14 protein-coding genes are annotated in these 12,922 nt (G+C 58.2%); 8 read left to right on the forward strand and 6 right to left on the reverse strand.

Annotation, left to right across the window (positions count from 1 at the left end; genetic code table 11):
* The first annotated feature begins 39 nt into the window (after positions 1-39).
* The gene (locus tag JHX88_RS14670) at positions 40-930 is read left to right on the forward strand and encodes a LysR family transcriptional regulator (protein WP_076526400.1); all 891 of its coding nucleotides are present in this window, start codon (positions 40-42) and stop codon (positions 928-930) included.
* 128 nt (positions 931-1,058) lie between these two features.
* On the opposite strand, the gene JHX88_RS14675 is transcribed toward JHX88_RS14670, so the two are convergent.
* On the reverse strand, positions 1,059-1,745 hold the full coding sequence (locus JHX88_RS14675; RefSeq protein ID WP_076526402.1) for a fumarylacetoacetate hydrolase family protein: 687 nt from the start codon (positions 1,743-1,745) through the stop codon (positions 1,059-1,061).
* Between the two features lie 168 nt (positions 1,746-1,913).
* Here JHX88_RS14675 and JHX88_RS14680 point away from each other — a divergent pair, with 168 nt between their 5' ends.
* From JHX88_RS14680 to JHX88_RS14700, 5 genes are all read left to right on the forward strand, one after another.
* Positions 1,914-2,606: a FadR/GntR family transcriptional regulator gene (locus JHX88_RS14680; protein ID WP_076526615.1), complete on the forward strand. Its 693-nt coding sequence runs from the start codon at positions 1,914-1,916 to the stop codon at positions 2,604-2,606.
* Positions 2,607-2,668: 62 nt separating this feature from the next.
* On the forward strand, positions 2,669-3,664 hold the full coding sequence (locus tag JHX88_RS14685; protein WP_076526404.1) for an ABC transporter substrate-binding protein: 996 nt from the start codon (positions 2,669-2,671) through the stop codon (positions 3,662-3,664).
* Between the two features lie 61 nt (positions 3,665-3,725).
* The gene (locus JHX88_RS14690) at positions 3,726-4,541 is read left to right on the forward strand and encodes an ABC transporter permease (protein WP_076526616.1); all 816 of its coding nucleotides are present in this window, start codon (positions 3,726-3,728) and stop codon (positions 4,539-4,541) included.
* On the forward strand, positions 4,541-5,335 hold the full coding sequence (locus JHX88_RS14695) for an ABC transporter ATP-binding protein (RefSeq protein WP_076526406.1): 795 nt from the start codon (positions 4,541-4,543) through the stop codon (positions 5,333-5,335). Before JHX88_RS14690 ends, JHX88_RS14695 begins: the two co-directional genes overlap by 1 nt.
* A gap of 4 nt (positions 5,336-5,339) precedes the next feature.
* Positions 5,340-6,092 carry an ABC transporter permease gene (locus JHX88_RS14700; protein ID WP_076526408.1) on the forward strand — a complete coding sequence of 251 codons (753 nt, stop codon included), beginning with the start codon at positions 5,340-5,342 and terminating at the stop codon, positions 6,090-6,092.
* An 18-nt stretch (positions 6,093-6,110) separates the two neighbouring features.
* Here the strand turns inward: JHX88_RS14700 and JHX88_RS14705 are convergent, their stop codons facing one another.
* From JHX88_RS14705 to JHX88_RS14720, 4 genes are all read right to left on the reverse strand, one after another.
* Positions 6,111-7,397, reverse strand: a complete 1,287-nt coding sequence (locus JHX88_RS14705; protein WP_076526410.1) for a type II toxin-antitoxin system HipA family toxin — start codon at positions 7,395-7,397, stop codon at positions 6,111-6,113.
* Positions 7,397-7,642 carry a helix-turn-helix domain-containing protein gene (locus JHX88_RS14710; protein ID WP_076526412.1) on the reverse strand — a complete coding sequence of 82 codons (246 nt, stop codon included), beginning with the start codon at positions 7,640-7,642 and terminating at the stop codon, positions 7,397-7,399. Before JHX88_RS14710 ends, JHX88_RS14705 begins: the two co-directional genes overlap by 1 nt.
* Positions 7,643-8,316: 674 nt before the next feature.
* A complete protein-coding gene (locus JHX88_RS14715) occupies positions 8,317-8,664 on the reverse strand; it encodes an iron chaperone (protein WP_076526414.1) in 348 nt (115 codons plus the stop codon).
* 81 nt (positions 8,665-8,745) lie between these two features.
* Positions 8,746-9,639: a LysR family transcriptional regulator gene (locus JHX88_RS14720; protein WP_076526416.1), complete on the reverse strand. Its 894-nt coding sequence runs from the start codon at positions 9,637-9,639 to the stop codon at positions 8,746-8,748.
* A 100-nt stretch (positions 9,640-9,739) separates the two neighbouring features.
* On the opposite strand from JHX88_RS14720, the gene JHX88_RS14725 reads away from it, so the two are divergent.
* Complete coding sequence (locus JHX88_RS14725; protein ID WP_076526418.1) at positions 9,740-10,729, forward strand: NAD(P)H-binding protein; 990 nt, start codon at positions 9,740-9,742, stop codon at positions 10,727-10,729.
* Between the two features lie 315 nt (positions 10,730-11,044).
* On the forward strand, positions 11,045-12,004 hold the full coding sequence (locus JHX88_RS14730; RefSeq protein WP_076526420.1) for an OmpA family protein: 960 nt from the start codon (positions 11,045-11,047) through the stop codon (positions 12,002-12,004).
* Positions 12,005-12,151: 147 nt separating this feature from the next.
* Here JHX88_RS14730 and JHX88_RS14735 read toward each other — a convergent pair whose 3' ends face one another.
* Complete coding sequence (locus tag JHX88_RS14735) at positions 12,152-12,637, reverse strand: GNAT family N-acetyltransferase (RefSeq protein ID WP_272848042.1); 486 nt, start codon at positions 12,635-12,637, stop codon at positions 12,152-12,154.
* Between the last annotated feature and the right edge of the window lie 285 nt (positions 12,638-12,922).

Raw genomic sequence — 12,922 nt, forward strand, 5'->3', positions numbered from 1 at the left:
ACTGGTGTTTTTGTTTTCAAATGATAGTAAAAATATCTTATGAACACACGTTTCCTGCAGAGTTTCATCATGGTCGCCGATTGCGGCTCCATCGCCGAGGCAGCGCGAAGGCTGAACCTTACCCCTGCGGCTGTCGCCCAACGTTTGCGCGCGCTGGAGGATGACCTCGGTCACGATCTGGTCGTCCGCGCAGGCTCTACCGTGCAACCCACCGAAGAAGGCTTGGCCATCCTCGAGAATGCTCGCACCCTAGTGCAGGGCGCACGCGACCTGCGGGCCATCGCAGCCAGGGGCGTGCCTGCCGGTCAACTTCGTCTCGGTGCCACGGCCAGCGCGATGACCGGAATCCTTCCGGCCGTGATCGCCGAACTCAGCACCGGCTGGCCGGATATCGAGTATTTCGTACAGCCGGGATCGTCCCAGGAACTCTACCACCAGGTCATTCGCGGGGAGCTTGACGCAGCCCTTATCGTCAAGCCCAGCTTTTCGATCCCGAAATCGGTAGACTGGAAAACTGTTCGCGACGAGCCTTTGGTGCTGATCGGGCCTGCCGACATACCCAAGGGCGAAATTTCCAGCTTGCTCGGCAGATTTCGTTTCATTCGCTACGATCGCAATCAATGGGGCGGTCATATCGTCGACCAATACCTTCGGAAAAACAACCTCACCGTCCAGGAATGGCTGGAACTCGATGCTCTGGACGCCATCGCGGCAATGGTCGATCGCGGCCTCGGCATTTCCATCGTCCCCGATTGGGCCCCGCCTTGGCCCACCGGGCTTCAGCTCTCGAAACGACCCCTGGCGGGAGGGCAAACCCGGCAGACGGGCATATTGTGGAACCGCGCCGGAGCACGAATTGCGGCGGTCAATGCGTTTGTCGGCGCCTGTGCCAAGATGGCCCCTCTTCCCCTACGGACACTCGGCAAGTGAATCGGCTACAATCTTGGCCAATTTCTTGTCCGAATTGATCAGCTCCGACTTTGCCTTGATCCGTTTCAGCCCTATCGGTGAAGCCGGATGCCTCCCCGCCATGCAGTCAAGGCAGGGAGGTTTGGCAGTTATTCCACCTTGACGGACATTTCCCCGAGACCGGCCACTGCTATCGTCATTTCGTCGCCGCGATTTACCGGGCCGACGCCAGAGGGTGTGCCCGACAGGATCACGTCACCTGCCGCGAGGGTGAAATAGTCGGAGAGGTAGGAAATCATTTCCGGCACCTTCCAGATCATCTGGTTCAGATCGCCTTCCTGCCGCACTTCACCATTAACGGAAAGAGCGATACGTCCTTCGTTCAGAAGGCCGGTTTCGCTGGCAGGATGAACGGGACCGCAAGGTGCCGAGCGTTCGAATGCCTTGCCGATCTCCCAGGGGCGGCCCATCTTCTTTTGCTCGCCCTGCAGGTCGCGGCGCGTCATGTCCAGCGACAGAGCGTAACCATAGATGTGATCCTCCGCGTCGGCGATCGAGATCCGGTTGCCCCCCGACTTCAGCATCACCGCCATCTCGACCTCGAAGTGAACATCCGAGGAATGGTCCGGATAGGGGAACACGCCGGACGGGTCGAGATTGTCGGGGTTCTTCTGAAAGAAGAAGGGCGGCTCGCGATCCGGATCATGGCCCATTTCAATAGCATGTGCGGCGTAGTTTCGACCGATGCAATAAACTCGGCGCACCGGAAACTTCGCCGCGCTTCCCGCAACTGGCAGTGCCACGACAGGCGGCATTGGGATCACATAGTCCGACATTCGATTCCTCCCGATCAATTTGGATTGTGTCTTGTATTAGTCTTAAAGATAGGTAAGATCAATCGCAACCAATCATCTAAAAATCTGGCCATTTCCAGATTGATTGCAAAAATTAACGCAATACGGCCGAATATGAGTAAAATTGGTAGACCAATATTGGAGGGCAGCTTGCTCACCAAACCAGAACCATCGGACCAGAACGATGCAGCGGCGCGCCTTCGGGCGTTTATAGTCGAAGGTGGCTACGAACCCGGCGATCGGCTCCCGCCCGAGCGTGAATTGACGGGTGCGCTGGCGATGGGTCGGTCGATGTTGCGCCGCGCGCTCGACCAGCTGGAGCGTGACGGCGCCATCTGGCGGCATGTGGGCAAGGGCACCTTCGTGGCTAATGGGATTGCCGCTGCCGGCGGCGCGGGGGGGCTCGTCGAGCTAGGCCGACAACTGACACCGTTTCGGATGATGCGCGCCCGGCGTTGCATCGAGCCCGCGATCGCGCGGGAAGCCGCAATGAACGCCTCGGGCGAGTCCATGACACGCATGCGCCTGGCCATGGAACGCGCCAGATCGGCATCGAACTGGGAAGACTACGAGGCGCAGGACGACCATTTCCATCGCACCATCGCGATGGGTGCCGACAACCTGCTGCTGCTTTCCCTCTTCGATCAACTCAACCAGGTGCGGCGGGCCGTCGCCTGGGGCAATGTCACGCGTGATACGATCAGGCCTGACGCGGATCACCAGAGTTTCGGTGAGCATGAGGCGATCGCCACCGCGATCGAAGCCCGTGATCCTGATCGCGCATACGAAGCGATGCGCCTGCATCTGGGATCTGTCAACGCGCGCCTTTTCGACGAGGGGTAGGAGCAACAGAACTGAAAAGAGCCCGCCAACCGGGCCAGTCACATCGAATTTGGGAGGAGACGATGAAACTGCATGGAAGAACCATAGTGAAAACCGTGGCAGGCTTGGCCATGGGCGCTGCGTTGGCGTTTGCCGGCCCGGTGTTGGCGCAAGACGACGATCCCATTCGCGTGGCGTTCGGCGACATCGCCAGTGTCGAGAGCCTGAATCTGCTGATCGCCATGGAGCGCACCAAGGAACGCGGCGTCCCCATGGAGTTGACCTACTTCAACTCCGAGGATGTCGCGTCGCAGGCGGTTCTTGGGGGAGAGGCCGATATCGGCGTGGGCGCGCCCTATGCCTTCATCCAGAATGCCAAGGCTCCGATCCGGATGTTCTTCCGGATGTCCGGCCTGCTGTTTTTCCCCGTGGTGAACAGTGAAGTCTATTCCGGCTGGAAGGACCTGGACGGTGAGGAGGTCACGGTCCATTCGCGCGGCTCGGGCACAGAGGCGCTGATGCGCCTGATGGAAGATGTCCACGATATCGAGTTTTCGCAGATATCCTATGTCCCGGGCTCCGAGGTGCGGGCCGGCGCAATGCTGCAGGGTACGATCGACGCGTCGATCGTGGATGCCGCGAACTTCCGGCTTTTGCAGGAGCAAGGCGGTGACAAGTTCATGCGACTGCCGCTCGAAGGGATCGATGCAACGGATGAGGCGCTCTATGCGAACGCGGATGCCTTTGAAGACCGCGCCGAGGATCTGACGATCTTCGTCGAGGAACTGTTGCGGACCTGGAAGGATATCAACGACGATCCGTCCATCGTCGGCGAATTACGCGAGCAATACGGCCTGCTTCCGGATCTTCCGGACGAGGCGGCGTCCGAGGCAGTGCCATATTACACTCAGGCCGTTGAAGGCGGTGTCTACCCGCTTGACGGCGGTGAGCCACAGAATGCGCGCGACGACATCGCATTTCTTTCGGCCGCAGGTCAGGTCGAAGGTGATCCGGAAGAGATCGATCCTTCGGACTACTGGAATTTCGGTCCGCTTGAAGCTGCGAAATCGGCCGAATGAAGATTACCAGTTGCCCACCCCGGCCCGTCCGGGGTGAGCACTGGAACTGATGGATCACGGAATGACATCACGAACCTCGACCACAAGCGCCGTCGCCGGCCCAATATCTGGCGCCTTCAGTGCACTGGCAGATACGCCAATCGTCTGGCGGCTTCTCTCGCTCGCCCTGTTCTGCGCGGCATGGGAAATCGCCGGGCGGAGTAATTTCAACTACGCGTTTCCGACCTTCTTCGAAACGATGGGGGCTCTTTGGGAAATGTGTGCCGACGGGTCGATATTCTCGGCATATTTGCGCACTCTCCAGCCGCTCGTCATTGGGCTGGCCTTCTCACTGACTGTCGGGGTGAGCGCGGGGGTTCTGATGGGCCTGCGCGAAGATGCAGAATGGATGACCCTGCCGGTATTCATCACGATGCAGGCGGCGCCGATGGCGGCCCTGATCCCGCTGGTCACCTTCGTCTATGGGATCGGGCTCATCTCCAAGGTCCTCGCCGTGGTCATGCTGGCCATGCCGGTGATCGCAATAAACAGTTACAAGGCGGTTCGAAACGTGCCGCCCTCGCTGATCGATATGTGTCGCTCCTTTCAGGGTTCGCAGCGCCAGCAGATCGTCAGGATCATCCTGCCTGCCGCCAGCCCGATGATGTTCGCGGGGATCCGCCTGGGCGTCGCCGAGGGCTTCTCCGGCGCCGTTCTGGCCGAACTTCTGATCACACCCACCGGCATCGGCGATCTGATCACCTACAGCAGATCGGTCGCGCAATTCGACCACATGTACGCGGTTATCCTGTCCATCGTGGCGTTCGCGGTGATCACCGTGTCGCTCCTGCAAAAGCTGGAAACCAAGCTGTTCCGGCCCGAAACACGAGGCATCTGATGCATATGACGCAAACCATCGTGGCCGAAACGGAGGCCGACCAGATCATCGAGGTGGCCGGCATCCACAAGACCTACGGCAACGTGGTCACGGCGCTTCAAGACATAAACCTGGGCTTTCAGCGCGGAGAGTTGACGAGCCTCCTCGGACCGTCGGGCTGCGGAAAGACCACGCTTCTGAAGATCATCGCCGGGCTTCTGGAGCCCACCGAGGGCGAGGTCCGCGTACATGGCAAGCCCGTCACGGGACCGGGCCCGGAACGCGCCTTCGTCTTTCAGGATTTCGCGCTGATGCCCTGGGCCACGGTGATCAAGAATGCAGCCTTCGGACTGGAGTTGAAAGGAGTTGCCCTGGAGGAGCGCGAGGACCGGGCGCGCCACTACATCAATGAGGTCGGCCTGGCGGGGTTCGAGGACAAGTATCCGCATGAGCTGTCCGGCGGCATGCGGCAGCGGGTCGGGCTCGCGCGTGCGCTCGCAGTCGAAGCCGAGGTTCTGCTGATGGATGAGCCGTTCTCCGCTGTCGACGAGCAGACCCGCCGCAAGTTCCAGGAGGACCTGATCCGCCTGCGCGAGACCGAGAACAAGACCTTCATTCTCGTGACCCATTCCATCGAAGAGGCCGTCTACCTTTCCGACCGGATCGTACTTCTCTCACCGCGTCCCGGTCGTCTGAAACAGATCGTGGCCCCCGAAATCGACCGCTCGGGCGATCCAGAGGCCATTCGGCGAAACACCGAATATCTCGATCTGATCGACGATATCTGGGCCGGTCTGCGCGACTACGTGGAGTGAGGGCATGGAACTTTACGGATATCAGGTTCCCAAGATGGCTGCACTTCTGGTGTGGGCCGTCATCTGGGAGATTATCGGTCAGTTTGAACTCGTCATGCTGTTCCCGCCCTTTACAGATGTCCTGATGGCGATCCCCGACGTGATCACGACGCCCAGCTTCTTCGAGGCGGCCCGCATCACCGTGCTGAGCTATCTGGGCGGGCTGGCTCTGGCGCTCGTCATCGGTGTTTCACTGGGGCTTCTGATGGGATTGGTGAAACCGGCCGACGCCCTGCTCAACATGTGGGTGAACGTCTTTCTCTCGGCGCCGCTTTCGGCATTGGTTCCGGTGATCATGATCCTGTTTGGAATGGGCATGCCCACGGTCATCGTCACCGTCTTCATGTTCGCAGTCTGGATCATCGCGCTGGATACCCGTGCGGGGGTCCTGCACGTCTCGTCCTCACTGCTGGAAATGTCAGCTTCCTTCGGTGCCTCTCGCTGGCAGCGGATGAAGATCATTCTTCTCTCGGCTCTGCCTGAAATTCTGGCTGGTTTCCGGCTCGGGGTGATCCGCGGCGTGAAGGGAGTTGTGATCGGCCAGCTGCTGGTTTCGATCATTGGGGTTGGGGCGCTGTTTGCGCTGTACTCCCAGAACTTCCTGATGGCCCATTTCTGGGCGCTGATCCTGATCCTGTTCGGCTTTGCCCTCGGCTTGGCGGAACTGATCGGGCGATTGGAGCAACGCGTCGAATACTACGCGGGGGCACGTAGCTAGCAAAAGTATTAGCAGATTTTAGTCAATTCCCGCAGCGCGAGTTCGAATTCCGTTAGCGATACTCTCTGCCAAGTCGGTCGGAAAACCCGCAGGTAGAGCTGACATGGTGTCCGCCAATGCTGAATCGATCCGAGCGGTGATGTCGTCCAACACCTCCTCGGCCAATGCCACGCCGAAACCCGCCGCCCTCGCTGCTTGCAGGAAATGGCGCGGCACGATTTCGTTGACCCGATAGCGACCATCTATCGCCATCGCGAGGCGCATCCGGTTCTGACGAATCTGCCCGTCATCAACTGCCTTCTGCGCACTGAGCACATCGTAGAGAGGCGTCATACGGAAACCGCCGGGACGCAACGCGATGCTGAAATTCTTCGCATGACCGTCGGTCGCACCCAAAAGCCAAAAAAGTGCTTGCGCACGAACGAACGCTCGCCGATCCAATTCAGGGGTATCGCTGCCTTCCAGCAAGGCGATTCCGTCGGAAAATCCCGGTCCACCATCCGTCTGGTATTTTTGACTTGGAGCAATTCCAAGCGCCTGACAGAAATCCTCTTGGGGAAGACGGATCAGCCGCCCTGCCCCGGTCCATTGCCGGTCAGAACGTGTCACCACGAGACTGCGCACTTCCTCGAAATCCGCAATCTCAATTTCGGCCACAGCCGCCCCCATACTGCGGCAGAAACTCATGCAGAAATACTCGTTCTCGACACTGTCGGAGAGATTGATACCGCTCGGTAATTCGCCGATCTGCGTCTTGAGGATATGGGTGGTGGGCGTCAGCCCCGTGGGCCGCAACCAATTCCCGTCATGGCGCAGCAATGCCGTCTTTTCCTGAGTGCCCGCAATCGAGATGCGGAAGTCATCCTCAGCATCCAGCCCCAATGGAGCGTTCGCCAGGTTGCGCAGCATTGTGGCGATCTGCGCATCGTTTACCGGCTCCCCTTGCAAGGCTGGTGTATCGGGCATTTCGTCCGCAACGAATTGCAGTGCGCCCACGCAATCGTGGCCGATCTTTTCGAGGATGCGCCAGGCATCGGTGCCCTCTGCCCGCACCTTTGCGGCGACACGCTCACGGACCGCCTGATTGTCGGGCAGCAGATTTTCCAGATAGGCGATGACCGGCCCGCCGTGATACGCTTCTTCGCGCAGAGGCAACGAGAGCGAGATGGGCATCGCATGCTGCCAGGCAAGCCAACCCGGATCATAGGTAAAGCTGATCGCGCCGGTCCGGGCCAGGCGCAACTGCCCCACGAGCCGCCCGTTCAAAAGCACCTGCATCGTGCCGCCACGCCCGCGCTTCGCCATCAGAAGATGTCCTCGATCTCGACCGATCCGCCACGTTCGACCAACCGGAATTCCAGCTCGAGCGCAGCCATCACCGCCAAAACGGTTGCCAGCTTCGTGCCCGCGTCGCCGTTTTCCAGCGACGATATCGTCGCCACACGCAGATTGGTGCGTGCGCTGATATCACCTTGCGTCCAGCCGCGCGCCTTGCGGGCACGGCGGATCGCTTCACCAATCTGTTCCGCAGTTCTTGCCGTGAGGTTCATAACACACCTCCTTTACGCCACAGCGTAAAACGATTTGAATTACGCTTCAAAGTAAATTTTTATAAATTACTCTATGGCGTAAATTCCTCAGAACCAATCCAGCTGCGCAAAAGAACGCGTCCAGAATCTGCCCGGCAATCGGAAATGAGGAATGGCTAGACCGCGCCCAGTCCGGCGCCGGACCCCTATCCGGTTTTCAAACCAGGCCTGAATAGCTGGAGATCACGCGGTCCCTTGGCCCCGATGGACCCACCACCTACAGCGCACCAAAACTTTCCAGCGCGCATCGCCCGAGTTCTGATTTCGGGCGACCGCTAATCCCGATCGCACGCCCCGATCAGCGAGTTTCGTCCAGCAAAATTCTGAGCCTGCGAACCCGCTCGGGATTTACTGCCGGATCACGGCCACATATTGCGGCGTCATCTCCTCGCGCCAAGAGTAAGCGGAGCGCGGCGCGGATTCTTTCTTTGAACGTGATCGGATGATGGCTCATATTGGCGAAACGGCTCAAATGAGCCGACGGCATAAATCTATTTCATTTCTACCCGGTATACTGTGATCACCGGTCTGTGGGATTGTAGGCTTAAGCAATCTGGCCTCGCTTGCCGCTTCGGCTCGGGTTCGCCGCAGTTCGAAGCCTCCGCACTGGTAAAATTGAACCGCGAGAAATGGGGTTAAAATCCCTTCATGCTGAGCGAACTAACCGCCAATTTCTTCACCAGTTCATCAGTGATAGGCTTACTCACCGAAAACGTAACTCCGGTCTTGGTTGCCTTGAGTTTCAAGGAAGCGATCTCGTCGGCATGGGCAGCAATCGCACCCGGATCAACATATAGACCACATTGTTTACTAAAGGCAGCATAGCCCACGATGATCGTTCCATCGATCTGAAATCCGGGCATATCGTATTTAATGACTTCCTCGGCGCCTGGTAGTGCCCGCGATAGCTGTGCACGCAGTTGGCCTAACATGGCGCGAAACTGCTCCGGTGCGGCAGCTATATAGGCGTCATGCCTATCCATGCCGACAGTATGTCTTTGAGCAGTTCCAAAGGCAACCAGTGAGGCGCTAAAGTTCTTTGTGCCGCGTTGTCCGGTTCGATATCACTTCCGCTTCGACATGGACCTGAATGAATCCACGAGAGCGTCGAATACCGCACGCACCCGCGGGACCCTAACCAGGTTCTCATGCGTCACGATCCATGTTTCCAGAACGGCAAGCTCGAAATCTGGCAGGATGCGGATGAGGTTCGGGTCATTCTCGCCAACAGGCAGCTGCGCCACGGCAATTCCCACGCCGGCGCGGGCGGCAGCAAGTTGAGCCGGATGATTGTCTGTGCGCAAGACGAGATTATTGCGTGTGAAGCCAGGACCCAACCGTTCCGCCAAGTCGAGATCGCGGCGGTTGCGATCCGGACCAATCATGTCGTGCGAGGCCAAGTCCGCGATATTAGCCGGGCTGCCGTGGCGCTCGATATAGGCCCGTGAGGCGAACAGACCGAGCGGGATCGACGCCACCTTGCGGGCAACCAACGCTTCTTGTTTCGGTGCAACGGTTCTAACTGCGACATCGACCTCTTGGGTAAGCAGGTCCGCTGGGAGGTTGCTCAGAGACAGTTCAACCTTGATTCCGGGATGCGCATTTCGCAATTGCGCGAGCATCGCCGGCATGACCTCGATCCCCATGAATTCGGGCACGCTGATCCGGACGGTTCCGGCGATTGCCCCGCTTGAAGCGGAAGCCTGCCGGACAAACAGGTCTGAAGCCATCGACATCCGGCGTGCAGGCTCGCGTAGCATTTCAGCCGTTTCGGTGGGCGTAAGACCATTGACGGAACGGGTGAACAGAACCGCGTCCAGTTGTTGTTCCAGCACCCCGATCCGGCTGCGCACGGTGGGATGCGACAAGCCGAGTTTGCGGGCGGCGGCTGACAGGCTACCCTCCTCCAGAACAGCCAAGAAGATGCGCTGATCGTCCCATGTGACAGTATAACTCATAAGAAAATTTCTATCATCGAGAAAGTTTCTTGCAATTCTTTTTCATGCTCAGATACCGCATTTTCTCTCCATTGAAACGAATTGGAGTGGAGCGATTTCGATGGAAACGACCAACACAGCGCTCGTCCTCGGAGCCACCGGCGGTATCGGCGGTGCCATCGCGGCGGCGCTTCTTCGGCATGGTTGGCGGGTGAGAGGTATGGCACGCAGCCTAGCGACCGCTCGCAAGATTGGATCTTCGCGGATCGAATGGATCGAGGGCGACGCAATGCGACGCGCCGATGTGATGCGGGCGGCAGATGGGGCGTCCATTGTCGTTCATGCGGTCAACCCGCCGAATTACATGAACTGGGATCGCCTGGTTCTGCCGATGATCGACAACACGATCGCGGCGGCGAGTTCCGCAGGCGCGCGTATTGTTCTGCCGGGAACTATCTACAATTTCGATCCGGCGACAACGCCAGTGATTGATGGTGACAGCATTCAGCGCCCGAGAAGCCGCAAGGGTGAAATCCGCGTGGCGCTGGAAGAGCGACTGGAACGAGCCGCGCCCGAGGTGACTTCGCTGATCTTGCGTGCCGGTGACTTTTTCGGGCCTGGCGTGCGCTCCAGCTGGTTCGCTCAGGCCATGATCTCATCCGGCAAACCGGTGCGCCGCATCCTCAACCCCGCGCGTGGCGCCGGTCATAGTTGGGCCTATCTTCCTGACCTCGCCGAGACCTTCGCACAACTCGTCGAGGTTCCTGACCAACTACGCCCATTCGAAGTGGTTCAGTTCGAGGGCCTCCATGACAAGGATGGCATGCAGATGGTGAAGGCGATCCGACGGGTCTGCGGTCGCGAGATCCGCAGTATAGCTTTTCCATGGTGGGCAATGAGCCTGCTCGCCCCATTCGGCGGCTTTCCGCGGGAGGCAGTGGAAATTGCCCCATATTGGCGCCATCCAATGCGTCTCGACAATACTCGCCTTGTCGGGTTGTTGGGTGCCGAGCCCAGAACGCCTCTCGATGAAGCGGTCAGGGCGAGCCTTGTCTCCATGGGGTGCCTCGGGGATGATGCCACGCTGGGCGCACAAGTGTCGTTGACCTGAGCAATGATACCCATCGCCTACTTTGATCGGCTTCTGAGAAGCTCATTTCACGCCCTTGACACATGGCTTGTTGAAGCTTGGCACTTTGGCGATCAAATTCACCCTGTTAGTGCAAGTTACACGAATACCGTGCCCCGATAGTTCTGCGCGAAATTTCGCGATCAGACCTGTGTCAACCGTCTGAGGTTCGAAGCAGCCACGCCCGCTACAAAAGAGATGACAATCTCACCGCTTTTGCGGATGATAGGTTAACCAGACAGATGAAGCCTACGGATATGACCGCGACCGAGAAAACTCGGATGGAGGGCTGCCACAATGCGTTTTCTGACCACTCTCATCGCTATGGGCCTCGCGGCATTCACTGCCCAAGCTGCCGATATTGACGGCAGTGCGGACCACCCGTTGGTGCCGCGCTACGAAGATTCCGAGATTGTCGCCTATTCGAATGAGGAGTTCACAGACTACCGGCTGCTCAATGCCCGGACGGAAAATTATGGCGGCCTCGACAAGAACCACGATGCCGCCTTGTTGCTGGAAGGCAAGGTGACGCGGATCAGTTATCGCGCACCAGCCGAACGGTCGGTCCTGGAAGTGTTCCGCAACTATGAAAACGCGCTCGACGCTGCCGGCTTCGAGACGATCTTCACATGCGACCGCGAAGCCTGCGGCGGCCGCAATTTCAACCATGCTATAGCGGAAGGATCGCTCTACTCCTTGTTCGGCGAATACCAGGCCGAGCAACGTTACCTGGCAGCGAAACGTCCAAGCCCGGAAGGCGATGTCTATGCCGCCGTTTATTCCGTCATGAACAAGTCCGGCGGCGGGCCGAACAAGGATCGAGCCATGGTGCAACTCGATACCATTGAGCTACAGCCTATGGACGACAAAATGGTCGTGCTTGACGCAGGCAAGCTGGATGCCGGTTTGGCAGCAGATGGCAAAATCGCAGTCTACGGAATCCTGTTCGATTTTGACAAAGCCGATATCCGTTCCGATTCAGAACCTCAACTGGAGGAAATCGCGAAACTATTGAAAGAGTCGCCGGAACTCGAGGTTCTCATCGTCGGGCATACAGATAATGAGGGCGCGCTCGATTATAATCAACTTCTGTCAACCCGGCGTGCCGCTGCCGTTGTGGAGGCCCTGACGGATACCTATGGCATCGATGCAGCACGGCTGACGCCTGTTGGTGCAGGCATGGCCGCACCCGTCGCCACCAACCGCACTGACGATGGACGAGCCGCCAATCGCAGGGTCGAGATCGTGGAACGATAACTTACTGCTTGAAGATCAACGCGGGCCATTGCCTTGGCAAAGTTCATGCCCTGACATCCACGAGAACGAGCACGTTCAATGATTGAAAACTGGGCATGAACAGCAGATCGGCAATGCGGGACTTTTCTGCCGTGGATTGCCAGCCGCTTAGCGCCTCGCCATCATTGGCAAGATCAGGCCCCACTGAGTTTCCTGAGGTGGACCGAATGGTTCGAAACCCAATTTTTTGTAAACAGCAATCGCCCGTGCGTTGTCAGGATGAGGATCAGTCGCGATCACGGGCGCTTCCTCATCAAAGAGAGCCTGCATTCTCGCGGCGATAAACGCTGAACCATGACCAACACCTATCATTTCAGGGTCTCCAATATATTGGTCAACTCCCCGCGAGCCCTTGGGAAGTTTGGCAAAATGGTGATCTTCCCACCCATGAACTGTGTAATCCTGCATGAACGCGAAGGGAACTCCGAAGGTTGAAATAATCCAGCGTGCTACCCGAGGATCAGCTAATTCTTCTTCATCGTATGGCTCATCCGAATCCCACCATTCACGGACATGAGGCTTCGATTGCCATTCCATGAGTAAATCGAGGTCATCCAGTGTCGCTTTGCGAAAACTGTATTGATTGGTTGTCATCATTAGATCAGTTTAGCAAATCATCCGCCGGTAGGTATAGGCGCGACCCGCTCCGTTGCCGCGCACATGAAGAACGACCGGCAACACGGCTCAAATGCTTGATGCCCTGAGAGGAAATGTGCCGAGATGAACCTGATCATTCTGATGACACGCGCGTAGAATCGAAGGGGAGGTCTGCCCGTTCACGCTCATTCATGGCATGATGGAACTCGTGGCACTCGACAGGCCTGTGTCATGTAGTTCCGCCGGCACCAGTCCAAAGCCCTGTTCGGCAACTGACGTGCT

Origin of the sequence: Paracoccus saliphilus (assembly GCF_028553805.1) — a bacterium.
Classification (GTDB): Bacteria; Pseudomonadota; Alphaproteobacteria; order Rhodobacterales; family Rhodobacteraceae; genus Paracoccus; species Paracoccus saliphilus.